The 24,686-nt window shown below is 32.7% G+C and carries 25 protein-coding genes; 14 read left to right on the forward strand and 11 right to left on the reverse strand.

Annotated features, from left to right (window positions below; all coding sequences use genetic code 11):
• Window positions 1-9: 9 nt before the first annotated feature.
• The 4 genes from AC4FQX_RS00815 to AC4FQX_RS00830 form a co-directional block, all read right to left on the reverse strand.
• Entirely contained in the window at window positions 10-1,905 is a 1,896-nt protein-coding gene (locus AC4FQX_RS00815; protein WP_491165761.1) for a CRTAC1 family protein, read from the reverse strand.
• Between the two features lie 20 nt (window positions 1,906-1,925).
• Entirely contained in the window at window positions 1,926-2,870 is a 945-nt protein-coding gene (locus AC4FQX_RS00820) for a sulfite exporter TauE/SafE family protein (protein WP_491165762.1), read from the reverse strand.
• 931 nt (window positions 2,871-3,801) lie between these two features.
• Window positions 3,802-4,302 (reverse strand): DinB family protein, encoded by a 501-nt coding sequence (locus AC4FQX_RS00825; RefSeq protein WP_491165763.1) that lies wholly within the window; start codon window positions 4,300-4,302, stop codon window positions 3,802-3,804.
• A 261-nt stretch (window positions 4,303-4,563) separates the two neighbouring features.
• On the reverse strand, window positions 4,564-5,010 hold the full coding sequence (locus AC4FQX_RS00830) for an SRPBCC family protein (RefSeq protein WP_491165764.1): 447 nt from the start codon (window positions 5,008-5,010) through the stop codon (window positions 4,564-4,566).
• A gap of 205 nt (window positions 5,011-5,215) precedes the next feature.
• On the opposite strand from AC4FQX_RS00830, the gene AC4FQX_RS00835 reads away from it, so the two are divergent.
• Together AC4FQX_RS00835 and AC4FQX_RS00840 are read left to right on the forward strand one after the other, a co-directional pair.
• Window positions 5,216-5,671, forward strand: a complete 456-nt coding sequence (locus AC4FQX_RS00835; RefSeq protein ID WP_491165765.1) for a hypothetical protein — start codon at window positions 5,216-5,218, stop codon at window positions 5,669-5,671.
• The gene (locus AC4FQX_RS00840) at window positions 5,671-5,970 is read left to right on the forward strand and encodes a cupin domain-containing protein (protein WP_491165766.1); all 300 of its coding nucleotides are present in this window, start codon (window positions 5,671-5,673) and stop codon (window positions 5,968-5,970) included. Before AC4FQX_RS00835 ends, AC4FQX_RS00840 begins: the two co-directional genes overlap by 1 nt.
• Before the next feature lie 215 nt (window positions 5,971-6,185).
• Here the strand turns inward: AC4FQX_RS00840 and AC4FQX_RS00845 are convergent, their stop codons facing one another.
• The 3 genes from AC4FQX_RS00845 to ytxJ all read right to left on the reverse strand — a co-directional run bounded on the left by AC4FQX_RS00845 (window position 6,186) and on the right by ytxJ (window position 8,242).
• Window positions 6,186-6,686, reverse strand: a complete 501-nt coding sequence (locus AC4FQX_RS00845; RefSeq protein WP_491165767.1) for a DinB family protein — start codon at window positions 6,684-6,686, stop codon at window positions 6,186-6,188.
• A gap of 141 nt (window positions 6,687-6,827) precedes the next feature.
• The gene (locus AC4FQX_RS00850) at window positions 6,828-7,517 is read right to left on the reverse strand and encodes a helix-turn-helix transcriptional regulator (protein WP_491165768.1); all 690 of its coding nucleotides are present in this window, start codon (window positions 7,515-7,517) and stop codon (window positions 6,828-6,830) included.
• A gap of 323 nt (window positions 7,518-7,840) precedes the next feature.
• The gene (ytxJ, locus tag AC4FQX_RS00855) at window positions 7,841-8,242 is read right to left on the reverse strand and encodes a bacillithiol system redox-active protein YtxJ (RefSeq protein ID WP_491165769.1); all 402 of its coding nucleotides are present in this window, start codon (window positions 8,240-8,242) and stop codon (window positions 7,841-7,843) included.
• A 129-nt stretch (window positions 8,243-8,371) separates the two neighbouring features.
• Between ytxJ and clpB the strand changes: the two genes are divergently transcribed.
• A complete protein-coding gene (gene clpB / locus AC4FQX_RS00860) occupies window positions 8,372-10,981 on the forward strand; it encodes an ATP-dependent chaperone ClpB (RefSeq protein WP_491165770.1) in 2,610 nt (869 codons plus the stop codon).
• Between the two features lie 197 nt (window positions 10,982-11,178).
• On the opposite strand, the gene AC4FQX_RS00865 is transcribed toward clpB, so the two are convergent.
• Window positions 11,179-11,460, reverse strand: coding sequence for a hypothetical protein (locus AC4FQX_RS00865; RefSeq protein WP_491165771.1), 282 nt, complete (start codon window positions 11,458-11,460; stop codon window positions 11,179-11,181).
• A 731-nt stretch (window positions 11,461-12,191) separates the two neighbouring features.
• On the opposite strand from AC4FQX_RS00865, the gene AC4FQX_RS00870 reads away from it, so the two are divergent.
• The 6 genes from AC4FQX_RS00870 (at window position 12,192) to AC4FQX_RS00895 (ending at window position 18,202) form a co-directional block, all read left to right on the forward strand.
• Complete coding sequence (locus AC4FQX_RS00870; RefSeq protein WP_491165772.1) at window positions 12,192-12,965, forward strand: EcsC family protein; 774 nt, start codon at window positions 12,192-12,194, stop codon at window positions 12,963-12,965.
• A gap of 1 nt (window position 12,966) precedes the next feature.
• Entirely contained in the window at window positions 12,967-14,163 is a 1,197-nt protein-coding gene (locus tag AC4FQX_RS00875; protein WP_491165773.1) for a thioredoxin family protein, read from the forward strand.
• A 43-nt stretch (window positions 14,164-14,206) separates the two neighbouring features.
• A complete protein-coding gene (locus AC4FQX_RS00880) occupies window positions 14,207-14,749 on the forward strand; it encodes a GNAT family N-acetyltransferase (RefSeq protein WP_491165774.1) in 543 nt (180 codons plus the stop codon).
• 140 nt (window positions 14,750-14,889) lie between these two features.
• Window positions 14,890-15,438, forward strand: coding sequence for a DUF3575 domain-containing protein (locus AC4FQX_RS00885; RefSeq protein WP_491165775.1), 549 nt, complete (start codon window positions 14,890-14,892; stop codon window positions 15,436-15,438).
• A 124-nt stretch (window positions 15,439-15,562) separates the two neighbouring features.
• Window positions 15,563-16,717 carry an ABC transporter ATP-binding protein gene (locus AC4FQX_RS00890; protein ID WP_491165776.1) on the forward strand — a complete coding sequence of 385 codons (1,155 nt, stop codon included), beginning with the start codon at window positions 15,563-15,565 and terminating at the stop codon, window positions 16,715-16,717.
• Window positions 16,718-16,729: 12 nt separating this feature from the next.
• Complete coding sequence (locus tag AC4FQX_RS00895) at window positions 16,730-18,202, forward strand: hypothetical protein (RefSeq protein ID WP_491165777.1); 1,473 nt, start codon at window positions 16,730-16,732, stop codon at window positions 18,200-18,202.
• 85 nt (window positions 18,203-18,287) lie between these two features.
• On the opposite strand, the gene AC4FQX_RS00900 is transcribed toward AC4FQX_RS00895, so the two are convergent.
• Both AC4FQX_RS00900 and AC4FQX_RS00905 read right to left on the reverse strand, forming a co-directional pair.
• Window positions 18,288-18,512 carry a VF530 family protein gene (locus AC4FQX_RS00900; protein WP_491165778.1) on the reverse strand — a complete coding sequence of 75 codons (225 nt, stop codon included), beginning with the start codon at window positions 18,510-18,512 and terminating at the stop codon, window positions 18,288-18,290.
• Between the two features lie 121 nt (window positions 18,513-18,633).
• Complete coding sequence (locus tag AC4FQX_RS00905) at window positions 18,634-19,293, reverse strand: OmpW/AlkL family protein (protein ID WP_491165779.1); 660 nt, start codon at window positions 19,291-19,293, stop codon at window positions 18,634-18,636.
• Between the two features lie 148 nt (window positions 19,294-19,441).
• On the opposite strand from AC4FQX_RS00905, the gene smpB reads away from it, so the two are divergent.
• Entirely contained in the window at window positions 19,442-19,894 is a 453-nt protein-coding gene (gene smpB / locus AC4FQX_RS00910) for an SsrA-binding protein SmpB (RefSeq protein ID WP_491165780.1), read from the forward strand.
• Between the two features lie 35 nt (window positions 19,895-19,929).
• On the opposite strand, the gene AC4FQX_RS00915 is transcribed toward smpB, so the two are convergent.
• The gene (locus AC4FQX_RS00915) at window positions 19,930-20,571 is read right to left on the reverse strand and encodes a protein-L-isoaspartate(D-aspartate) O-methyltransferase (protein WP_491165781.1); all 642 of its coding nucleotides are present in this window, start codon (window positions 20,569-20,571) and stop codon (window positions 19,930-19,932) included.
• A 169-nt stretch (window positions 20,572-20,740) separates the two neighbouring features.
• On the opposite strand from AC4FQX_RS00915, the gene AC4FQX_RS00920 reads away from it, so the two are divergent.
• The 4 genes from AC4FQX_RS00920 (at window position 20,741) to AC4FQX_RS00935 (ending at window position 24,674) form a co-directional block, all read left to right on the forward strand.
• The gene (locus tag AC4FQX_RS00920) at window positions 20,741-21,706 is read left to right on the forward strand and encodes a Gfo/Idh/MocA family protein (protein WP_491165782.1); all 966 of its coding nucleotides are present in this window, start codon (window positions 20,741-20,743) and stop codon (window positions 21,704-21,706) included.
• Between the two features lie 29 nt (window positions 21,707-21,735).
• Window positions 21,736-22,623 carry a 3-hydroxyacyl-CoA dehydrogenase family protein gene (locus tag AC4FQX_RS00925; protein WP_491165783.1) on the forward strand — a complete coding sequence of 296 codons (888 nt, stop codon included), beginning with the start codon at window positions 21,736-21,738 and terminating at the stop codon, window positions 22,621-22,623.
• An 81-nt stretch (window positions 22,624-22,704) separates the two neighbouring features.
• Entirely contained in the window at window positions 22,705-23,925 is a 1,221-nt protein-coding gene (locus tag AC4FQX_RS00930) for a DUF1015 domain-containing protein (protein WP_491165784.1), read from the forward strand.
• An 83-nt stretch (window positions 23,926-24,008) separates the two neighbouring features.
• Window positions 24,009-24,674 (forward strand): YggS family pyridoxal phosphate-dependent enzyme, encoded by a 666-nt coding sequence (locus tag AC4FQX_RS00935; protein ID WP_491165785.1) that lies wholly within the window; start codon window positions 24,009-24,011, stop codon window positions 24,672-24,674.
• The last annotated feature ends 12 nt before the right edge of the window (window positions 24,675-24,686 follow it).

The following is a 24,686-nucleotide window of genomic DNA, read 5'->3' on the forward strand; positions in this document are numbered from 1 at the left end:
TGTATAAAATTAATAAGGTAGGTATATAGTATGCCAACCTTTATTTAACTGAATATTTTCTTTTTGAACTGTACCATCAGCTTTACGCCAACTGATTTCCGCAGCAAATAATTTATTTGAATCATAATTTTCTCCTAATCCAAAATGAATTTCAGGACTATTTCTCGAAGCGTGTCCATTACCTCCGTCAACAACACGAATAATTTGTGTTCCATCTTCAAATTGTAATCGTACAATAGCTCCGATAGCAGCTATTGAACGAATATTTTTTGGCTGATCCACTAAAACACTTTGACATTCAGGGTCTAAAGAAAGTCGAAGTGAAATTCCCAGAAAAGACTTATCCGTTTTAGACTGATTTAAATAAAAATTTGAATTTTCCCATTGATGCAGGGTCACAAAATCTAATAGACCATCTCTGTTTACGTCAACAATTCCTATTCCTCTGGTGATTTCATTAGCTCCCATTCCAATTTCTTTGGATAAATCAAAATATTTTCCTCGATCTGAACGAACAAAAAACGGAACATGAGCATCTCCTGACAATGCATCTCCCGGCTGTAAATTTGGCCAAAAAAGAACATTAGATAATAATTCGTCATTCAACGTTGCCAATTCCTGCAATTGTGGCCATCTGTTGATTTTCCCTTTAACAAAACCTGTAGCTTGCACAGCTTCCGGAATACGATCATTATTAAAATCCGCAAATTTAGAATCCCAACCCCATGAACTTCTTGATAATCCAAGTCGTTCACTATGGTTTTCATAAGGAGCCTTTCCCTTTTCCAATAAGGAATTATCTCCATTGTGAACAAAAACAAAATGGCTCTCCTGTAAGGCAAATTCATCCGCAATATTACTTACATAAATATCAAAAAAGCCATCATTATTCATATCATAAAATTCAGCTCCCATTCCTTTAAAAGAATCATTCCCAACAATATTTGACTTAATTTCAGTAAAGCTTCTCGTTCCTTTCAACTCAGTAAACTTCAATTTTCCTTTTACAGATTTATTATATAATAGTTTATCCGGTCCAAAATCATTTGCAACATAAACTTCAGGTAACATATCGCCATTAATATCACAAGCTGCCAGTCCCAACGTCCAGTCCTCTATATCATTAATATCTTTTAATGCCTCAGTATCTTCTTCAAAAATTGCTTTTCCGTTTTTTATTCCTTTCCACAGATAAAAACGATTCACAGCCCCATTATCAGCATTAGACATAGAATGTTGCATTATTTGATCCTTATCAGTTGCATCAGGATCATATAAAGTAGCCCAATCAGGAAAATAATTACCCAGTAAAATATCCATGTGCCCATCTCCATCAAAATCTGCTATCGTTCCGGTAGTAGTATTCAATTTAATCATATTCGGTAAAAACTCTTGTTCCTCAAACCCCCCCTCATTAGTTCTATAAAAAATAACAGGAGAGCGACCTAAAAACACTACTAATAAATCCTGTAATCCGTCTTCGTTAAAATCATGGCTAAAAACACCCGAAAATGCCATTGTCTCATCAAACGGTAATGATTTTATAGCTAATTCAAAAGGTTTATAAGAAGTCTTTTCTGATAAAGACATCACAAAAAGCTTATTAAACCTTGGATCTATATAAGCTAAATCATCATACAATCCATTATCAGTATAATCAAAAAAAGCAGATGCAGCTCCCACCGAGGATATCCAGGTAGAAATTTTATTATATTGAGGGTGTACATTCCTTACATGCATTGGATCTAAATGCTTAGGATAATACAATACGGTTTTCTTAAAAGAGAAATCTTCTGCTAACTTTTCTCTTTCCTTTTTATTTAACTCGTACGGTTTCACAAAACCGTAAACTAACGTAATTACACCTATTGCAATTAATTTCGAAAGGTATTTCTTGTAAATCATAGATAAATTAAATTTATATTTTAACATTTTTTCAAAGACAGAAGTCTAAAAAATAAACAGCCAATAACAATAATACTAAAACTGATAAGGAGATCTTTCCAAGATACTTTTAGAATAAATAAAGCTCCCACATATTGTGCTATAATAACTATATATAAAAATTTTGCAATAATTGAACGAGTCAAAAAAGAGATCGTATATGCCCCCAAAGGAGCAAAAAATATTACGACAGGAATAGCACATAACCAATATTCAAATGCCTCCCTCTGAAAATCCCGAACTATAAACACATGTAGTAAAAAACCTAAAATAGTACTAATTGTCATTAATATCACAGAAGTCGGAGTAGCTACTTTCTCGCTTATTTGATAATATAGTGTCAACAAACAAAAAGTAAGAATATCAATTCCGTTTCCAAAAAAAGAAGTAATAGTTCCACCAATAAAGCCAAAAAGTAATAAATTAAATATTGCTTTTAGAGATTCATCTTCAATTTTTTCTTTTATTTCACGTTTCACATTTTTATTAACCAGATAAAGAGCTAATCCAAAACCTACCCAAAGTGATACAAAAAATAGTTTCAACGTTCTGCCGGGTAAATGCTCAATAATAAAAAATGTTCCAAAAATTAACCCAAGAGAACCTCCTATTGATGCGTAAAGTATTGCCTTTCTATCAATTGGTATTTTTTTATCCAATATCAAAAGTGATGCAGATGTCATCCCAATACTTTGAATGGCAAATGAAAAATTTCTTGCAATCTCAGGTTGTATATCTAATAATAATGTAAAAACCGGAAAAGCAACCGCTCCACCTCCTTCAGAAGTTCCACCAGCTATAAAAGAACCGAAAATCATCGTTACTATTATAGACCAGTTTTCTCCAAATAAATAGAAAAGATCATTTAAATAAACATATAAAAACACTGATAGCAGCACTATTATTAAAAAAGAAATATACCTCATAACCGTTGATTAAACATTATTTATATCTATAGTATTTATTAACTAATAAAAAAACATTACTCTTCCTTAATTTTTTAATTTTGTATCGTTAAAAAATACAACTTCCTTCTGAAATTCTGAATTATTAACTCTTACTAAGCAAATCTGAATTTTCTACTTACTAAAGAATTTAAAACCAATTCATTAACTAAGCTAAAAACTAATAAACAAATATTTATACTAATATTGACTTATTATCTCACTTATTTTACTAAATTATCTTAATTATTTTTCGAAATAAAGAAAAAATTTGAAGAAAAAAAAATTTGATATACAGAATGTATATTTTTATTTTTTTACAAAAAGTAAAATAATAATATTTTTCATATTAAAAAACCTATTTAGTTAATGAAATATTAAAAACAATTATATTTTATATTATAATTATTATTATTTCTACATAATTAAAATAATTTAATAAAATTGTTATTTAGAATCAATCTACTTTATTTTTACCAGATATGGACTTCCTTTTTTGGAAAAGCCTACAAAATTCAACAATAAAAAGTACCTACTAGAATCATTTATAAACAACAAAATATTAGTTGATAAATCCTTTTTTAGATAAAAAATAATTAAAACTACACTCCTTTTATCTCCTAAATTCTAAACATTCAAAGAAACTCATTCCTAATTAACAGTCTATTTTCTCTCAAAAGAAAATATAATACTACACAAGGCTAATAAAAACCGATTACAGATTTTGCATTGCACACATGACTCATTTTCAAAGAATTGAAAGAATAAAGAGAATAATTGCCTTTTGAAACATAAAAAAAGGTTCTGAATATTTACTATCCAGAACCTTTTAAAAAAATTATTCTTATAATCTAATCTTCAAATTACCTGATCATTTATCAGTTCGCTCTTTCAGGCTTGAGTTTCAAATTTGTCACTCAAAACTCATAATATCCGCAGTAGGACCATAAGTAACAGGAACAGGAATATCAAGTAAACGAAGGTTTACCCCCATTTGCGCCCTGTGATGAATGATTTGACTTAAAGCATGACGTATCAGCTCTCCTTTTGTAAAATCAACATAGATCTGGCTTCCATCTCTCAGAACCCATCTTTCCGGTAGTTTCTTTACATTATCAGCAGTCAGCAGACTTCTTCCATTTTCCAGAGATTTTTCAAAAAAAGTCAGTAATTCAGGAGTTGAATTAATTTTAGGCAGTTCATAAGGTGTTGTAGCAAAATCCAGCTCATCCGTTGTAAAAGCCATAGTAACCCAGGTTGGTAATTCAGCTATATGCGTTCCTAAAGTCCGAATCGTCATACTTTTCGGATGTGGCTGCCAGTCAAATTTATCAGAAGGAATAGCCGCTAATATTCTTTTAGTAGCCTTTGCCTCCTCATTCAATTCTTTTAAAAAAATTTCATTTTGATTCATAACGTTTAATTTTAAGATTAAAAAAATAAAAGATTGAAAATTGGTTTAAAGTTTAAAGTTAGTCGAACGTGGTATTCAGTCTCAGTACGCAGTAATCAGTTTCAGCATACAGAAAAACGTTGCGAAAGTCTTTGCGTCCATTGCCGGTTAAACATTATTTTTGTTTAAAGTTATCAGTGCTATAAAAAACATTTTACATTTCACATTTTCACCTCTCACAAAACTATAAACTATCCATTATCAACTATAAACTACTTTAAACTAAAACGCTCCTTTTCTTAGATTGACCCCATATTCCAGATACGCTTTTAAACAGGCAAGAAAATTTGCCCAGCCTTCCGTGTTACCTTTTAACCATTTGATACCCGTTTCATTGTTTTCCTTGCTCTTTTCTGTAACAGTTACTAAAGTAATATTCGATTCTTTCTCTGTAAGTGTGATCTCAACCAGAGTAGTAAGATGATCTGCACCCGCATCCCAATGATAAGATATATATTTATCTTTTTCTATTTTACCAACGTGAACAGGACACTCCGGTTCATAATCCGGAAATTTCCAGATCAGTTTTTTACCTTCCTCCATTCTTCCGCTACTTTTAGAAATAAAATAATTTGTCATTTTTGCCGGATCAACAATAGCCTCAAAAACCTGATGAATCGGTTTTGATACTTTTATCGCTGTTTTAATTTCAAGAGTTTGCTTTTCCATCTGAATAAAATATTTAGTTTTCAGAAAATTAAAATTACAAAAAATAGTATTTAGTAATATATTTATTAACATATAATATTGTAAAACAAATATTTACACCTTAAAAGTCTGGTTTTATCAAAAAGAAAAAACAATAAAGGATGTTATAGTCCTTTATATTGTAAAAATTAGATATATTTGTAATAAGAACTTTTTTTGAAAAAAAATGAAAACAAAAACAACAATTACTTTGCTATTTGGAATTTCCTTTCTTCTTTTTTCCTGTGGAGAAAAAAAGCAAAAAGAACAAACCTATTTACAAACAGAACAGACAAAACCGCATAATGAAGAAGGTATATTAAACCTTGATAACGGCAAACGATGGAAAGCCAATCCTGAAACTAATTTAGGAATCAAAATTATGATTGCAATGACAGATGATTTTTCAGATAAAGAAAACAACTCCTCTTACGGTGACTTAAAAGAAAAACTGGATACAGAATTTAATCTTATTTTTAAAAACTGTACTATGACTGGAGAAGCACACAATCAACTGCATAACTATCTTTTTCCGATCAAAAAAAAATTAGGTAGTTTTATTTCAGATGACATAAATATACAGAAAGAAAATCTGGAAAATTTAAAAGCTCAGTTAGCAGAATACTCTAAATATTTCGAATAATGATAAATACTATTGCAGACCTAAAATTTAATAATGACAGACCGGGAATTTTACCTGTGCTGAAAACAGAAAAACTAAATATTTTTGCTGTCGGACTTCTTCAGGATCAGCTTATGAAAAAACATAAAACACCTCTTCCTACGATACTGATTGTTTTAAAAGGAGAGATTGAGTTTCAGATAAACGATGAAAAATTCAGACTCCGACAATTCGACACCTATCAGATACCTGTACTTATAGAACACGAAGTACTAGGGATTGACACTGAAAATATTTTTATACTGACACAGGAGAAGTAAGTCCAATATCGAAAGTCTTAAAGTCAGCTGAATGAGTTTCAGTATTCAGTACCAGTTTACAGTTTTTGTAAAATGTGAAATGTAAAAGGTTGATAGTTGATAGTTTTGAAAACGGTAAACTAATTTACATTTAGCTAACTTTGAACCTTAAACTTTAAACAAAAAAACTAATAATTTTAAAAACTGTAAACTGGTACTGAATACTGTAAACTGTATTATTGAAAACTCATATCATCCGCACTAGGTCCATAAGTAGCAGGAACAGGAATATTTAGTAAACGAAGATTTACACCCATTTGTGCTCTGTGATGAATCATCTGACTCATTGTATGACGTACCAGTTCTCCTTTTGTAACATCCATATAAATCTGATCTCCTTCCTTTAAAACCCATTTCTCCGATAAATGTTTTTCATTCTCAGTCGTTAATACACTTCTGCCCTCTTCCATAGATTTTTCAAAAAGAGCTAATAATTCAGGAACAGAATTAATCTCAGGCTGTTGATAAGGTGTTTTAGCAAAATCCAGTCCATCAGTAGTAAATGCCAGAGTAACCCAGGCAGGTAATTCAGCAATATGCGTCCCTAAATATCGGATTGTCATACTTTTCGGATGAGGCTGCCAGTCCAGTTTATCAACAGGAATTGCTCCTAATATTTTTCTGGTTGCTTTAGCTTCTTCATTTAGTTCTTTTAAAAAAATTGCATTTAAATTCATATCTTTTGATTTTTATAATTATTAAAAGACAAATGTAATTGGTGGTACTGACAACCCTATGGCAGTCTGTTTTCTGAATCTGAAAAATAAATTAAATTCAGGAGTGATATTATAAAGAAAGGGTCTATATAAAAACAAATATCAATAATCTACAGGAATATTTTTCATATAATCCTGTAACGCTATATGATCTGTTTTCTGAAAAAGAGTACCCAGATCTTTAATTTTCAGAATACGGGACACTCTGAAATCACGATATTCATTACGCAGACAGCACCACGCAATAACATGCCAGTTAAAAGCATAAAAAATTAAACCGATCGGCTCTAATTTTCTTTTACTGGATTCCTCTTTATTATTCTTATATTCAACTTCGATAGTAGTACCAACAGCAATCGCATTCTGAATCACAGATAAATAAGCATAATCCTGATTACTACATTCCGGTATCTGCATTCTCATGCTATCATGCAGCTTTTCCAGTTTTTCTTTCTGAGAGTTTCGCAATACAGCTTTCACCTTTTGAAGTGCACCCGAATAATGATGCGCAATAGAACGGTCTGCAAAACCGGTCACTAAATATTCCATGAACAATAAAGCATTTGCTTCCTCCGAAGTAAAAGAAACAGGAGGTAAAAAATAGCCCTGTACAATAAAATAACCTTTCGGTTGTTCAAAACTTACAGGAATTCCAAGTTCATATAATGCTTTTATATCTCTATAGACAGTACGAACACTAATATCAAATTTCTCCGCTATTTTACCAGCTGTAACATATTTCTTAGACTGTAACAGTATCAATATTCCAAATAAACGGTCTATCCTATTCATGCATGATTTTATTCAGTTCTAAGTTAAAAGTCCAATGTCGAAAGTCTTAAAGTCAGTTGAGTGGTGAATTAGTATTCAGTTTCAGTTTATAGTTTTCAAGGACTATCGATTACCTAGAAATTTGGTTTAAAGTTAGCCGAGCGTAGTATTCAGTCTCTGTACACAGTAATCAGTTTCAGTATACAGAAAAATGTTGCGAACTTTGCGTAAATCTTTGCGTTCATTGCGGTTAAACATTATTTTTGTTTAAAATTAGCTGAGCTACAAAAATCATTTTACTTCTCACATTTTCACTTCCCACAAAAACTATCAACTATCAACTATCAATTGTTAACTATCAACTTTTTAAGTGTTCCGGCATCAATATCACTATGAGAAGTACTATAAATAGCTTTCCCTCCTTTTATCAATAATAACTGTGGAGATTGATGTATAATATTAAAACGTTCTGCAATAGCGCTAGAAATGTCACGATGACTTAACAAGTCTAAAAAATACGGAGTAGCCTCTCCTTCTTTCAGATCGTATTCTCTTTCAAATTGTTTTAATGCCATACGGCTTACACTACATCTGGTACTGTGTTTAAAAATTACAATCGGTTTCTGTTGAGAAAGAGATACAATCTCATCTAATTGCGATAAATCAGTTAATTCTTCCCAGTTAATTTTTTCGAAATCGTTACCTTTACTATCAGAATTACCAAATATTTTATTGAATATACTCATTTTTGACGTGTTTTAAGACATTATGTCGTGTTTTACTTTTCGAAATAAAACAAATTAAGACTTTTTGTCAGATTTTACCTATTGGAATATAAATTGAAATCTATTTACCAAAATTAAAAAATAAATAGTATGAACATAAATAATTTTACAATAAAATCACAAGAAGCGATTCAGCAGGCACAACAGCTTGCTCAAAGCTATGGACATCAGCAAATCGAAAACGAACATATCTTCAAAGCTATTTTTGAAGTAGATGAAAATGTAGCACCCTATATTCTAAAGAAACTGAATGTTAATGTACCATTATTCAGACAAATTCTGGACAGTACCATTCAGAATTTCCCAAAAGTATCCGGTGGCGATATTATGTTTTCCCGAGAAGCCGGAAACACACTGAATGAAGCAGAGATCATTGCTAAAAAAATGAACGATGAATTTGTTTCTATCGAACATTTACTATTAGCGATTTTCAGTTCAAAAAGTAAAGTATCACAGATCATGAAAGATCAGGGCGTTACTGAAAAAGGACTAAAAGCCGCTATTGACGAATTACGTAAAGGAGAAAGAGTAACCTCAGCAAGTGCAGAAGAAACCTATAACTCCTTAAATAAATATGCCAAAAACCTGAATCAGCTTGCAAATGATGGTAAACTGGATCCCGTTATCGGTCGTGACGAAGAAATCCGACGTGTATTACAGATTCTTTCCCGCCGAACTAAAAATAATCCGATGCTCGTTGGAGAACCCGGTGTTGGTAAAACCGCTATTGCAGAAGGCTTAGCGCATCGTATCATACAAGGTGACGTTCCCGAAAACTTAAAAGATAAGGTCGTTTATTCTCTGGATATGGGAGCACTGATTGCAGGTGCCAAATACAAAGGAGAATTTGAAGAACGTTTAAAATCCGTTGTAAAAGAAGTTACTAGCGCTGAAGGAGATATTATTCTGTTCATTGACGAGATACATACACTTGTCGGTGCCGGAGGTGGTGAAGGAGCAATGGATGCGGCAAATATATTAAAACCTGCATTAGCACGTGGAGAGCTCAGAGCAATTGGTGCAACAACACTAGATGAATACCAGAAATATTTTGAAAAGGACAAAGCCTTAGAACGTCGTTTCCAGAAAATTATGGTAGAAGAACCGGATACAGAAAGTGCTATTTCTATTCTCCGTGGTATTAAAGAAAAATATGAGACCCATCATCAGGTACGTATTAAAGATGATGCTATTATTGCCGCTGTAGAATTATCACAACGTTATATTACCAACCGTTTTTTACCGGATAAAGCGATCGACCTTATGGATGAAGCTGCTGCCAAATTACGTATGGAGATCAACTCTAAACCAGAAGATCTGGACGTTCTTGACAGAAAAATCATGCAACTGGAAATCGAAATTGAAGCGATAAAACGTGAAAATGACGAAGTAAAACTGAAATCTTTAGGATTAGAATTAGCCAATCTAAAAGAGGAGCGTAATGAAATTTATGCCAACTGGAAATCTGAAAAAGATATTGTAGACCATATTCAGTCTACCAAAACAGAAATTGAGAATTTCAAACTAGATGCAGAAAGAGCAGAACGTGATGGTGACTACGGTAAAGTAGCAGAATTACGTTATGGTAAAATAAAAGAAGCACAAGAACAGTTAGAAAAGCTACAGAAACAATTAGCAGAGAATCAGAAAAAAGAAGGACAATCTCTTATTAAAGAAGAAGTTACCCAAGAAGATATTGCAGAAGTTGTAGCAAAATGGACCGGAATTCCGGTAACCAAAATGCTACAGAGCGAACGTGAAAAACTATTAAAACTGGAAGATGAACTGCACCGCAGAGTCGTAGGTCAAGAAGAAGCAATTCAGGCAGTAAGTGATGCCGTAAGAAGAAGCCGTGCTGGATTACAGGATACTAAAAAACCTATTGGTTCTTTCCTGTTCCTCGGAACAACCGGAGTAGGTAAAACAGAATTAGCGAAAGCACTTGCCTCCTACCTCTTTGATGACGAGAACGCGATGACCCGTATCGATATGAGTGAATATCAGGAGCGTCACAGTGTGAGCAGATTAGTAGGTGCACCTCCAGGATATGTGGGTTATGATGAAGGCGGACAGCTAACCGAAGCCGTAAGAAGAAAACCGTATTCCGTTGTATTATTAGATGAAATTGAAAAAGCACATCCCGATACCTTCAATATTCTGTTACAAGTACTCGATGAAGGACGTTTAACTGATAATAAAGGACGTTTAGCTGATTTTAAAAATACGATCATCATTATGACCTCTAACATGGGAAGTCATATCATACAGGAAAAATTCGAAAACCTGAAAGGAGATCCGGAAAGTGCTATCGAAGCTGCTAAAGACGAGGTTCTGAGCTTACTGAAACAAACCGTAAGACCTGAATTTATTAACCGTATCGACGATATTGTAATGTTTACTCCACTGAGTGAAGCCAATATCAGAGAAATTGTAGGCTTACAATTAAAATCAGTTACTAAAATGTTAGCTTTACAGAACATTACATTAGACGCCACACCCGAAGCGATCGATTATCTTGCTAAAAAAGGGTTTGATCCTCAGTTTGGAGCACGTCCGGTAAAAAGAGTAATCCAGAAAGAAGTATTAAATGAATTATCAAAAGAGATTCTGGGAGCTAAAATAACAACAGACAGTATTATTTTACTAGATAGCTTTGACGGACATCTGGTATTTAGAAATCAGAGTAATATCACCGACTAGTTTATAGTTTTGTGAGAGGTGAAAAGTAAAATGTTATTAGTAGCTCAGCTGACTTTAAACAAAATTTCTAGGTAATCGATAGTCCTTGAAAACTATAAACCGAAACTGAATACTGATTCACTGCTCAGCTAACTTTAAGACTTTCGACATTGGACTTATTTTAAAAAACACCAATCTTTTTAGATTGGTGTTTTGTTTTAATCAATAGAATACACTCTGTTAATTGGAATGGTTAATCCTTTTTTAAGAAGAATTCTTTTGTCCGTTATACCCCAAACAGTCGTTTCGATCATCTTTTTAGAAATAGTATCCTCAAAATAAATTTTAATCTTTGTATGCTCTAGGTTACCCAGAGATAAAGCTCTGTTTAAATCAGATTCTCTCTGACGTTTCTCTTTTGAATCAGCAAGCACATCTGTATCCGGAAATACAAGATCAGCAACGCTCTCTTTTTCTATTTTCTCAAATGTTCTAATCATAATAAAAATGCTATAAATAAATTAATAGGGATAAATCTGTATTATAAATTTATAAAAATAGAATTCCATAATACTCTTTTTACAATAAGATATAAGTATAATTTAACATATCCAGTCTGATAGTACATTATCAGTAAAACTAATAAAAGAACCTAATTATCTTTAAAACAGAAACTTAATTATTAAAGAAACATGCTTTATCAGAATACCATTTATAAAAACAGAAATAAAACATCTACAGTATAATTAAATAATACTTTACAAAAAATCAAAACACTATTAATCAACATTTTACACCTTGTTAAAATTATAATAAAATATAATATTTCAGCTGTCTTTTCAGTTCTATAGAAATAATAACAATACTAACGCAACCTTATTTGATAAAAAGCATCTTAATTAGAGTATATAAATTTTATAAATATGGAAAATTATAAATTATTAGGAATTGCTGCTATAGCGCTAATTATAGTTCTTTTCTCATTTGGCAATACCAATGAGAAACCGGAAATCCAGAAAAAATAATTTAATATTTCAATTTTACAACTACTGAATCCTAATTCAACAATTCTGTTATTCAGCGGATTAATCCCAGAAAGGTTAATTTAATTCTTTTCTATTTTTTAGAGCACCTCTCTAATGTCTTAAATTGATGCTAAAATGTAATAAATCAAGTCCACTATTAAAAATAAGCTTTATTTTTAATCATTAATTTTTGAGAAAACAGACTTATGACCGATACGGAGCTGAATGATTTAAAACATGCAAAGCACTTATTAGAAAACCCCGGAATAGCTTCTAAACTCACTAACCTCATAGGAAGACCAATAGAAAAAGGAATCGAATTACTGCCGGATAACTGGAATGCCAACGTATCAGAAGTAGTAAATACTGCTTTAATGAAATCCAGTGAAGTTGCAATCGTAACTATGAAAAAAATATCCTATAAAAAATCTTCCAACTATTTACATAAGTTTTCAGTTGCCATAACAGGAGGTTTCGGAGGTTTTTTTGGTATCCCTGCCCTAGCCCTTGAACTTCCCGTTACCACCACTATAATGATGCGTTCTATAGCAGATATTGCCCGAAGCGAAGGAGAAGAACTTAATAATATCGAAACAAAACTGGCTTGTATAGAAGTATTTGCTCTCGGAGGAACTTCCAGTAGCGATGATGGCACAGAAACAGGATATTTCGCCGTAAGAACCGCTTTAAGCCGTACGCTTTCCTCCTCTTCAAAGTACATTCTGGAAAAAGGTATCGCAGAAGAAGGAGCTCCCATATTTGTTCGATTCATTCTCAAAGTAGCCGAAAGATTCAGTATTCAGGTTACCCAAAAAGCAGCTGCTCAGGCAATTCCTCTTATCGGAGCTGCAGGCGGAGCTATTATCAATACTATATTTATAGATCACTTTCAGGATATGGCACGAGGTCACTTCATTGTAAGACGACTGGAAAGAAAATACGGAAAAGAACTAATCACAGAGACTTATAAATCCCTTTAAAATGTCCGGAAAAACAATTTTAGCCCTTATAATCTTATGTAATAGTATTTTTTGTATTGCACAAAGTGTAAATTTCGAACCTGATCTTGAACTTACTTTCCAGAAAGCAAAACAAGAAAACAAACCTGTTTTTATAGAATATTACAATCAGTACTGTTCCGTCTGCAAAACACTGGAACCTTTTTTCAAAAACAAAGAAGTAAGCGAATTCTACAATAAGAATTTTGTCAGTTACAAACTGAATACCGAAAATATTAAAAAGGAAGACAGTCTATTCATAAGCAGAACAGAACTAAAACCGGAAAGTGTTCCTTTCTTTTTCTTCTTTGATGCAGATAAAAACTTTATACATCATTCCGGAGCTAAGCCAGATAGCGACTATATGATAAGAATAGGGAAAACAGCTCTGAACCCGAAACAACGCTCCGGAAGCTTAAGTGCTAAATACAATTCCGGTGATCGAAGTATCAAAACATTATATGCATATTCTAACTTAATGCAACTCTATAAGAAAGACAGCCTAGTAAATAAGATTGCAGATGATCTGTTTGATGCTTTCCCAAAGCAAAACTTAGGCTCTCAAACTAGTTATATCATCACAAAAAATAGTGTTTTTAAAATTGAGAACGGATTCTTTAATTACTGGATCAATCACATTGACGATTTAAAAGGATTTGAAAAAGGGAAAAAAGAAGGAAACGAAATAAAAGTACTGGAAAACATTCTGTCCCGATCCATTAATCGTGAAGAAAAAAAGAACTGGGATTTAGTAAAGATCAGATCAGTAAAAGAGATGATCCTGAAAACAGGATTAAATGACAATCCCGACGCTTTTTTCTGGCAACAGGAATTAGCCTTATTAATAAACGAGAAACAGGAAAAAGAGGCTTTAGAACTGTTCCAAAAAGTAATGAAAAAAGAAGGAGAAAATACAACCTCAGCACTCTATATCATCAACTATTATCTAGATCTTCTGAACTACAAATCTGATATTTCTCCAATAAAAACATGGATTGATACACTCTATAAGCGAGATAATTCTGTAGTCGAAAAAGCAGACCTGTTATATACCGATTTGTTATACTATAAAAAGATAAAAGATAAAAAAGAGATAAAAAAACTGGAAAAAGAAACAATAGAATTCTATAAGAATAACTCTATTGATCGTTCTAAATTGAATATTCTTTTAAAAAGTTAATAAATCATCCCGTAGAATTTTAAACCTAAAACCAATTTTAAATATGAATTTCAATCCTTTTCCCGAATTAAAAACAGAACGTCTGATCTTACGACAACTGGATCATAATGATGCAGAAGAGATGTTCTATCTCCGTTCCCACAAAGAAGTAATGCGATACATTTCCAGACCATTAGCCGTTACAATCGAAGATGCTATAGCTAATATTGATCTGACCAATACACTTATAAAAAACAATGAAGCTATTAACTGGGGAATGGCACTTAAAGAAAATAATAGATTAATAGGCACCATAGGCTATGTAAGAATGAAAAAAGAGCATTATCGTGCAGAAATTGGTTATATGCTGAATCCTGATTTTCACAGAAAAGGCATTATGCAGGAAGCCTTAAAAGAAATTATCAATTATGGCTTTAAAGAAATGAAACTACATTCTATCGAAGCAGTAATTGATCCGGAAAATAGTGCATCCGGAAAACTTCTGGAAAAAAACAACTTTACAGCAGATGGCCTTTTTAAAGATAACTGCTTTTTTGAAGGTAAATTTTACGATTCGAAAGTCTATTCTTTACTAAACCCTGAATAACATATCAATCTGTTTATTAAAGACTTTTCATTATATAAAGAAGTTACTCTTTAAAAATCAAATCATACAATAACACATAAATATCCGGTTTTATACCTACTTTTGCACCGATTTACACAAATTTACATAAAAATACTACAATGAAAAAATTACTTTTTTTAATTTTACTTTCCAATATAGGATTATTACACAGTCAGACATATGTTAAATTTAATGGAGCAACAGCTTTAGTTGCCATTCCTCATGTAGGAGTAGAAACCAGTATTGGTAAAAAAACTACACTTCAAGTAGATGTACTTGCCTCTTTCTGGGAATCATTTAACGGTTCTCCAATAAAAACCGTTATGTTATTTCCCGAAGTCCGTTACCATTTTCATGAAAAGTTCAATGGATTTTATGCTGGAGCACATGTTGGAGGTGGAGCCTATAATATCCAGAAATGGAATTATGCCAATACAGACAAATACCAGAAAGGATACAGTCTGTACTTAGGAGCAACTGTAGGATACGAATGGAGATTAAATGACAAATGGATGATTGATATTTTTGTAGGAGGCGGAAGTCAGTCCGGAGCGTATAAAGGATATTACAAAAGTACCGGAGAAAGATATGATGGAGCTAAAAAATTTAATAAAAGTGGAGAATGGCTACCTTACAGAGGAGGTATAATGATCTCCTATAAACTGTAAACTTGTAAAATGTTTTTTTTGTAAAAAGTGAAATGTAACGCTCTGTCTTCTAAACAGCCATCTTACATTTCACTTTTTACTTTTCACTTTTCACTTTTCACTTTTTATAAAAACATCTCACTTTATGAATGAATTTCAAAAACAATTTCAGCACATTAAAGACTATCTGAAATTTGACGATTATACCCTCCTTACAAAAAGGGTCATTGATCTTACTCTGGATACTGAAGATCTTCTTTTTTATAAAAAAACAAATGATTTATTAAATTGGCTGGATGAAAATCCAGAAAATTTAGAAAAGAAAAAAGAACAGTTCATTTCATTGTTAGAAGATTTATATCATTTTCTGGATCCTAAATACACAGAACAAAATGAATTACTGATTAGTACCCGTCAGGTTAGAAAGACTTATAAAAACTCCAGCTTTGGACTAGGTCCTATTGATTTCGAAATAAAACAAGGACAAATAATAGGATTAGTAGGTGAAAACGGTAACGGAAAAACAACTTTACTACGTTTACTATGCGGTGAATTATTACCTACAGACGGACAACTGAAGTATCATTTCAAATCTACTGACAAATACCATCTTCGAACACAATTAGTTTACATACCACAACGCACCACAACCTGGTATGGATCCATGTTTGATAATTTACAATTTACTGCAGCCAGCTATGGCTATGCCCCTGAAGAAAATAAATTAATAGTAGAGTTAATAATTGCCCGATTAGGACTGCGAAAATTCAGAAATTACAACTGGAAAGACCTATCCTCAGGCTATAAAATGCGTTTTGAACTCGCCCGAATGTTATTACGTAAACCTAAAGTTTTATTAATTGATGAACCTTTAGCTAACCTGGATATACTTGCACAACAGACTATTCTGGAAGATTTCAGATCAATTGCCAAATCTCCTTTCAGACCTATTGGAATTATTCTCAGTTCACAACAATTATACGAAGTAGAAAAAACCTCCGATCAGGTTATTTTCCTTAAAAATGGAGAGCAGAAAAACTTATATGATACAGATTCTGACAACCTCACAGAACTCCCTCTCATTATTGAATTCGAAAGCAACAGGACACAACAACAACTCAATGAAATATTAAGCTCTTATACTTTAAAACAACTGGAATTTAACGGAGGAACCTATATAGCTACCTTTTCATCATCCGTTACAATCTATGATTTTATGAATATCTGCATTCAGAATCAGATTCATTTACAATATTTCAGAAATATATCTAATTCCACAAGACGCTTTTTTGTTTCTTAAATACCTCTTACTATGTTCAAAAAAATTCAAAAAGATCTGCTCCTTACAAATCCACTTTTGTGGAATATGAAAATCATTCCTGTTTCAGCTCTGATTATTCTGTTTCATCTATTATTCTTTGGTTTAGGATATATTTTCACATCAATTGATTTCACAAGAGAATACAGTCGTTATTATGACACAGAATACGAAGTCATTATTGTTTTTTTCAGTGTTTTAGTATCTATTCTGACCTTCATTATCTGGATGGTTTTCTATTCCAGAAATAATGGTTTTAAATCCTTTTACCCCAAAAACAATACTATATTATATAAAGAATGGTTACTTATTCTCATAGTTTGCATATTGAACTCAACCTATTATCTGTCAATAAATTCAGGACAGAATTTAAAAAAGAGAAGCTACATTTCTAAAGAAGAAGCACTAAAACGTTCCGAAATAATCAGCATGTCTTCCCTGTTTATTGATGGTTCTTTTGAAGCTCCTTCACAAGAATGGATAGAAACAGATTCCACCAGTATCGGTATACCTGTTGATACTATCGAATACAGAGGCGAAAAATATGCTTACAAATCCCTGTTTAATAAAAAGATTGATAGCTATTCCTATATTCCGGAAACAAAAGATTCTCTTAATGCAATGAGAGTAAAAAACTGGTTGTTTGAAAATCAAAAAGATTCAGTACAAAACATAATGAACTCTTTCTTTAAAATAGCCGGCAAATACAATCTAAAATCAAATATAACAAGCAAAGAATGGTTACAAAAAACATATGATTTCCCTAATTTTGATTCCTACTCAACTATTTACAAATCAGAAAATTCTTATAACGATGAGTCTGCTACTATATCCATAAAAGCACCCGTTACAGAAGAAAAAATAAGACCCAATAAAAGTTATTATGTTCCCTATAACATCTTAAAACAATCTCACGATAAACTACATAAAGCATGGAATGAACCATTAGTTGACTATGGAATAGCACTTACTTTATTTTATATTGGATTTGGTCTTTCCCTTTTAATCTTTTCCTTTAAAGTTACCTCCGGCAGAGAATGGCTTATTACAGTGGTCGCCTTAGGCATTATTTCAATAGTATTTGGTATACTAGCTATTATAGGGAAATTATCTTTCCTTTATGCTATACTGTGGATTCTATTAACCGTTGGACTACTAATCTCTTTCCTAAAAACCGTTTTCTCCGGTCAAAAGAAAGGAATATCCGGAATAATTCTAAACTCATTATTATGGTTAGTCCCCGGTTTATTACCCTTACTCTATTTGGTTATAGCAGAAATATACCGCTTTAAGCTCTCACAATACGATGAAAACGGCGATTATATTTATGATCCCCATTCCCCCGTATATTACTGGATGAGAGAGCATTTCTTTCATTTTATGATTATTAACCTACTCATTATACTAATCTATATGTATTTCTTTTCCGGAATAATAAAACGATGGAAAGGGATTGCAGAAGCATAGTAAAACTGTAAAATGTTTTTTGTGAAATGTAATCACTCTGGCTTCTAAACAGTCATCTTACATTTCACAAAAAACATTTCACTTCTTACATAAGAGGTAAAGTTTTAATATAAAGTTCCTCCACTTTTATCCTTGCCCATTCCGTCTTTCTAAGAAAAGTAAGACTGGATTTAACACTAGGATTATCATTAAAGCATTTAACCGGAATAAGCTCCCCTAAAGTATCAAAACCATAGTACAGAACCAGTTGTTCCACTATCATTTTTAAAGTTATCCCGTGTAAAGGATTATTGATCTGTTTATTTTGCATTCTGCAAATTTAGAAAAAATACAATATCTAAATCTATATAAAAACGAAAAACCATACCCTAATTCCATAGAGTATGGCTTTCTCGCAACTTAACTTAACTTAAACTTAACTAACCCAAAAATTAAAATTTCATTCCGATACCAAAACCTAGTAGTAATGGATCTATTTTTACTGATGCCGGAATATCTAAAGTAGCTCCCCCATTTAAATTAGAAGCATCAACAGTAACATCCGTTTTTAGGAATACTTTTTTAACATCAACGTTAATAAAGAATTTATCCGTTAACATTAGATCAAAACCAACCTGAAATGCATACCCAAATTTATTATCATAACTAATACCGGCTGCATCACCCGATTTTTCACTATAAAAAATCGTATAGTTCACACCCGCACCAACATAAGGTTTAAAAATCTCCGATGGATAAAAATGATACTGAACCGTTAACGTTGGAGGCAATAACCAAACACTTCCTAAATCAAGATCCCCTACAGCTGTTCCTTTTGCTGCCACATCATGTTTTGATGTACCCAAAATCAATTCTGCCGCAATATTTTTTGTGAAAAAATAAGTGAAATCTAATTCCGGAATAAAACTATTATCAATATCCACTTTCCCACCTATAACCTCAGGAGAACCATGTGTGTTTGGAACTATTCCGACTCCCCTTAATCTTACTTGCCATTTTTTAAACTCATTATTGTCATTTTTCTCTTGTGCAAAAGAACTATTCGCAGCGAATAGAGACAAAGCCATAACAGTTAGAAATATTTTTCTCATAATGTATTTGTTTTAATTATTAGGTCAAAAATAGCCAACTTATGTATCATAAAAGATGATAAAAATCATGATTTGAATTTTAAAAAAATTTAACTTTTTCCTCTCTCTATTTGACTTTCACTATTTTGTTATTACCTTTGCCACACTTATGATTAAAAAGATTAACATACTTAATAAAAGAGCCAGATTCGATTACGAGATTCTCGAAAAATTTAGTGCAGGGATTGTTCTATCCGGCACCGAGATTAAATCCATACGTTTAGGAAAAGCATCTATAACAGAAAGTTTCTGTGAATTCAGTAATGACGAACTTTTCGCCATCAATATGTATGTTGAAGAATACTCCTTTGGAAATCAGTTCAACCATAAAGCAAGAAGCGAACGCAAACTCTTACTAAACAGAAGAGAGCTCAGAAGCCTTGCAAAAAGCGTTCAGACAAAAGGACTTACCATCATTCCTTTAAAACTCTATACCAATGAAAAAGGACTCGCTAAACTCGAAATTGGTTTATGTAAGGGTAAAAAGAATTATGATAAACGAGAGTCTATCAAAGAACGTGATGTAAACCGTGATATTGACAGAATCAAAAAAGCATTTTAAATTAAAAAAGTCCTGAATTACAATTCAGGACTTTTTTAATTTTTATCTTCTAATAATGGAACAAAACGGAATTCTCCAAACTCGTGTTTTTCAAACTGCGTTTCATTCTTCCTTATCAGTAAAGTCATAATTTGCGGATCTTCTCCCAGCGGAATTACTAATCTCCCTCCTATCTTTAACTGGCTCATCAATGCTTTCGGAATTATTGGAGCACCCGCCGTTACAATAATACTATCAAAAGGCGCATAATTAGGTAATCCCTTATAACCATCCCCAAAAGTCAATAACTTAGGTCTAATCCCTAACTTAGGCAATAACAAAGATGTTTTTTTAAACAGCTCATTCTGTCTTTCAATACTGTATACCCTCGCTCCCATCAGATAAAGAACCGCTGTTTGATACCCCGATCCCGTTCCTATTTCTAATATAGAATCATCCTTCTTAACCTCCAGCAACTGAGACTGAAAAGCAACCGTATAAGGCTGAGAAATCGTTTGTCCCGATCCAATCGGAAAAGCTTTATCCTGATAAGCAAAATCCTCAAAACTTGAATTTAAAAATAAATGCCTTGGAATTTTTTTAACCGCTTCCAACACATTCTTATCAGTAATACCTTTTTCCCGTAAAACTGTAGCTAACTGATTTCTAAGACCCTGATGTTTTGTAGTATCTTTCAAGATAAATTAATATTTAGATTTGCAAAAATAAGAAACCTTAATCAATTTCCAAGCTTTCCCCGAACTCCCCCCGTAACCTTTAATAATTAGAATCAAAGTCCAATTTATTTTGCGATATATATATTGAATAATACCTAAATAATATTAAATTTGTTTAAAATACATTTATATGCTTAAAGTCGGAGTATTAGGTGCCGGTCACCTGGGGAAAATACATTTGCGTTTATTACAGCAATCACAAAAATATGAGTTAGTTGGTTTTTACGATCCCAATCAGGAAAACGCTCAAAAAGTAGCTAAAGAATTCGGTTACAAGAATTTTAACTCAATTTCAGAACTAATACAAGCTGTAGATGTTGTTGACATTGTAACTCCCACACTATCGCATTATGAATGTGCTAAAGAAGCTATTAAAGCTAAAAAACATATTTTTCTGGAAAAACCGATCTCTAACACAATAGAAGAAGCAAAAGAAATAATAGCCTTAGCAAAACAATACAATGTAAAAGGTCAGGTTGGACACGTAGAACGATTTAATCCCGCATTTAAAGCCGTTAAAGATAAAATTGAAAACCCAATGTTTATCGAAACCCATCGGCTTGCAGAATTTAATCCTCGGGGTACAGATGTTCCCGTAGTTCTCGATCTGATGATTCATGATATAGATGCCATTCTGAGTGTAGTAAAATCCAGAGTAAAAAACATAAGCGCCAGTGGAGTTTCTGTAATAAGCGATTCACCCGATATTGCAAATGCCCGTATTGAATTTGAAAACGGTTGTGTTGCCAATGTAACCTCAAGCCGAATTTCAATGAAAAATATGCGTAAAGCTCGTTTTTTCCAAAAAGACGCTTACATCTCCGTTGATTATCTTGAAAAGATTTGTGAAGTAGTCAAAATGAAAGAAGCTCCCGAAGTTCCTGGAGATTTTGATATGATTCTGCAAAATGCAGAAGGTGTTAAAAAACAAATCTATTATGATAATCCCGACGTACATCAGAACAATGCCATACTAGATGAATTAGAAACATTTGCAGACGCTATTAACAATAACACAACCCCAATAGTAACACTAGAGGACGGAACAGAAGCATTAAGAGTAGCGTATCAGATTATCGAATGTTTTAAAAAATAAATTACAACCTTAAAAATTACAAATCAGGAATGAAAAATATAGCAGTTATAGGAGCAGGAACAATGGGAAACGGTATCGCACATACCTTTGCTCAGAGTGGTTTTCAGGTTAAACTAATAGATGTTTCAGAAAAATCATTAGATAAAGGGATGACTACCATTGCCGGAAATCTGGACAGAATGGTTGCAAAAGGCACAATTACCGAAGCAGACAAATTAAAAACAATCGGAAATATCATTACCTATACCGACATCAAAGATGGTGTAGTAAACGTCGATTTAGTTGTAGAAGCAGCTACTGAAAACGTAGAATTAAAACTTAACATTTTCAAACAACTAAATGATTTTTGTTCCGTAGATACTATTCTGGCAACCAATACTTCATCTATTTCAATTACACAAATTGGAGCCGTAGTCTCTAGCCCCGAAAGAGTAATTGGTATGCACTTTATGAACCCTGTACCGATCATGAAACTGGTAGAGATCATCAGAGGATATAATACCTCAGACGCAGTAACTAAAACCATTATGGATCTGTCCGTACAATTAGGGAAAGTTCCTGTAGAAGTAAACGATTATCCTGGTTTTGTCGCAAACAGAATCCTGATGCCAATGATTAATGAAGCCATTGAAACCCTATATAACGGCGTTGCCGGTGTTTATGAGATAGACACAGTGATGAAACTGGGAATGGGACACCCCATGGGACCATTACAATTAGCAGACTTTATCGGACTTGACGTATGTCTCGCAATCCTGAATGTAATGTATGACGGTTTCAAAAATCCAAAATATGCTCCCTGCCCATTATTAGTAAATATGGTCAGAGCCGGAAAACTTGGTGTAAAATCCGGTGAAGGTTTCTATGACTATTCCGCTTCTAAAAAAGCAGAGAAAACCGCAAAACAGTTTTCTTAAACTAAAAATTTATAAATAACAATTGATAATAAATAAATACATCATATTATCAATTGTTATTGTTTTATTATTAATTATATCATGGCAAAAATAATTCCTTTCAAAGCAGTTCGACCTACACGTGATAAAGTAAGTTTAGTAACCTCACGCTCCTATGAAGAATATACCCCTGCTGAATTAGCCTCTCAACTGGATTTCAATCCCTTTTCTTTCCTCCATATACTAAATCCTGCCTACCTGCATCAGCAAACAATCAGTGTAGAAAAACGCTTTAAATTAGTCTCGCAGAAATATCATGATTTTAAAGAAGAAAATATCTTAAAAAAAGAAGATAAACCTACCCTATTCCTATATGAGATACAGTCTAAAAACCAGACATTTATCGGAATCATAGCAGGAACATCAATCACAGACTATCAGAACAATATTATCAAAAAACACGAAGACACTTTACAATATCGTGTAGAACTTTTTAAAGATTATCTTCATCAGACCGGCTTTAATACAGAACCTGTTCTCATAACCTACCCCGATAATGAAATAGTAAATAACTGGATCAATCAGAAAAAACGAACACGTCCACTTTATAAATTCTCCTCACTAAACAGAGATATGCATACACTGTGGAGAATTAAAGACGACACCGAAATAAAGTGGCTACAAGAACAATTTGAAAAGATCAACAATTTATACATTGCCGATGGGCATCATCGTTCCGCATCAGCAGAATTATTATTCGAACAGGATAAAGATTCAGATAACAACAACCTGAACTATTTCATGAGTTTTCTTATTGCCGAAAGTAATGTCAAAATCTATGAGTTTAACAGAGTTATCCGCGATCTGAACGGACTCTCAAAAGCAGAATTTTTAAATCAGCTAACAACAGATTTTGAAATAAAGAATAAAGAGCAAGAACTCTGGAAACCCTCCGGTAAATTTGAATTCGGAATGTATCTTGACGGAGAATTCTATTCCTTAAAACTAAAAGAAGAAAATATCAGTTTCAACACTATTCTGGAAAAATTAGACGCACAGATTCTGTATGACAAAGTATTACACAATATACTGGGAATAGAAGATCTGAGAAACGATGAACGTATTGAATATATTCCCGGAAAACTACCCATAACAACCATAAAAACGTTAGTGGACGAAGGCGAATTTGAAGTTGGATTTATGTTATTCCCGACAGAAATTTCAGAAATCAGACAAATAGCGGATGACAATCTGATCATGCCGCCAAAAAGTACTTATATCGAACCTAAATTCAGAAGCGGATTAATTATATATGAATTATAATTAAAAGTTTAACTGTATCTTAGACGAATAAAAGAACCCTTAAATTTTTAAGTCTTAAGATTCACTTTTTTAATACAACAAAAATGTCTATTCAGGAAAATTTACAACATATAAAAAGCACTATTCCTTCAACAGTCACTCTGGTTGCTGTTTCAAAAACAAAACCGGTCAGCGACCTGACAGAAGCTTATGAAGCCGGACAACGTGTTTTTGGAGAAAATAAAATACAAGAAATGTCCGATAAATACGAACAAATGCCCAAAGACATACAATGGCATATGATCGGTCATGTACAAACCAATAAAGTTAAATTCATGGCTCCTTTCGTTAATCTGATCCATGGCATTGACAGTTTAAAGCTATTAAAAGAAGTCAATAAACAAGCCCTAAAGAACAATCGGGTTATTGATTGTCTATTACAGATTCATATTGCCGAAGAAGATACTAAATTTGGTCTGAATCAGGAAGAACTGGAAGAACTCCTTCAGTCTGAAGACCTCATAAAAATGGAAAACATCAAAATTACCGGTCTAATGGGAATGGCAACCTTCACAGAAGATCAGAATCAGATCAAGAAAGAATTCCTGTATTTAAAATCCATTTTCGACCAGATATCAAAACAGAACAAAACTCAAAATTTCAATCCCAAAATACTATCTATGGGAATGAGTGGTGATTATGCCTTAGCAATCGAATGTGGCAGTACAATGGTAAGAATAGGAAGCAGCATATTTGGAACACGAAACTAACACTGATTATAT

Source organism: Flavobacterium sp. AK-301 (assembly GCF_058310215.1).

Coding starts and splice junctions, on each gene's coding strand:
- AC4FQX_RS00820 (WP_491165762.1), bottom strand. CDS start 2,870: ATGAGGTATATTTCTTTTTTAATAATAGTGCTGCTATCAGTGTTTTTA.
- AC4FQX_RS00875 (WP_491165773.1), top strand. CDS start 12,967: ATGTCCGGAAAAACAATTTTAGCCCTTATAATCTTATGTAATAGTATT.
- AC4FQX_RS00840 (WP_491165766.1), top strand. CDS start 5,671: ATGATAAATACTATTGCAGACCTAAAATTTAATAATGACAGACCGGGA.
- AC4FQX_RS00900 (WP_491165778.1), bottom strand. CDS start 18,512: ATGCAAAATAAACAGATCAATAATCCTTTACACGGGATAACTTTAAAA.
- AC4FQX_RS00825 (WP_491165763.1), bottom strand. CDS start 4,302: ATGAATCAAAATGAAATTTTTTTAAAAGAATTGAATGAGGAGGCAAAG.
- AC4FQX_RS00925 (WP_491165783.1), top strand. CDS start 21,736: ATGAAAAATATAGCAGTTATAGGAGCAGGAACAATGGGAAACGGTATC.
- AC4FQX_RS00930 (WP_491165784.1), top strand. CDS start 22,705: ATGGCAAAAATAATTCCTTTCAAAGCAGTTCGACCTACACGTGATAAA.
- ytxJ (WP_491165769.1), bottom strand. CDS start 8,242: ATGAGTATATTCAATAAAATATTTGGTAATTCTGATAGTAAAGGTAAC.
- AC4FQX_RS00845 (WP_491165767.1), bottom strand. CDS start 6,686: ATGAATTTAAATGCAATTTTTTTAAAAGAACTAAATGAAGAAGCTAAA.
- AC4FQX_RS00815 (WP_491165761.1), bottom strand. CDS start 1,905: ATGATTTACAAGAAATACCTTTCGAAATTAATTGCAATAGGTGTAATT.
- AC4FQX_RS00865 (WP_491165771.1), bottom strand. CDS start 11,460: ATGATTAGAACATTTGAGAAAATAGAAAAAGAGAGCGTTGCTGATCTT.
- AC4FQX_RS00905 (WP_491165779.1), bottom strand. CDS start 19,293: ATGAGAAAAATATTTCTAACTGTTATGGCTTTGTCTCTATTCGCTGCG.
- smpB (WP_491165780.1), top strand. CDS start 19,442: ATGATTAAAAAGATTAACATACTTAATAAAAGAGCCAGATTCGATTAC.
- clpB (WP_491165770.1), top strand. CDS start 8,372: ATGAACATAAATAATTTTACAATAAAATCACAAGAAGCGATTCAGCAG.
- AC4FQX_RS00830 (WP_491165764.1), bottom strand. CDS start 5,010: ATGGAAAAGCAAACTCTTGAAATTAAAACAGCGATAAAAGTATCAAAA.
- AC4FQX_RS00880 (WP_491165774.1), top strand. CDS start 14,207: ATGAATTTCAATCCTTTTCCCGAATTAAAAACAGAACGTCTGATCTTA.
- AC4FQX_RS00890 (WP_491165776.1), top strand. CDS start 15,563: ATGAATGAATTTCAAAAACAATTTCAGCACATTAAAGACTATCTGAAA.
- AC4FQX_RS00850 (WP_491165768.1), bottom strand. CDS start 7,517: ATGAATAGGATAGACCGTTTATTTGGAATATTGATACTGTTACAGTCT.
- AC4FQX_RS00870 (WP_491165772.1), top strand. CDS start 12,192: ATGACCGATACGGAGCTGAATGATTTAAAACATGCAAAGCACTTATTA.
- AC4FQX_RS00920 (WP_491165782.1), top strand. CDS start 20,741: ATGCTTAAAGTCGGAGTATTAGGTGCCGGTCACCTGGGGAAAATACAT.
- AC4FQX_RS00895 (WP_491165777.1), top strand. CDS start 16,730: ATGTTCAAAAAAATTCAAAAAGATCTGCTCCTTACAAATCCACTTTTG.
- AC4FQX_RS00885 (WP_491165775.1), top strand. CDS start 14,890: ATGAAAAAATTACTTTTTTTAATTTTACTTTCCAATATAGGATTATTA.
- AC4FQX_RS00935 (WP_491165785.1), top strand. CDS start 24,009: ATGTCTATTCAGGAAAATTTACAACATATAAAAAGCACTATTCCTTCA.
- AC4FQX_RS00835 (WP_491165765.1), top strand. CDS start 5,216: ATGAAAACAAAAACAACAATTACTTTGCTATTTGGAATTTCCTTTCTT.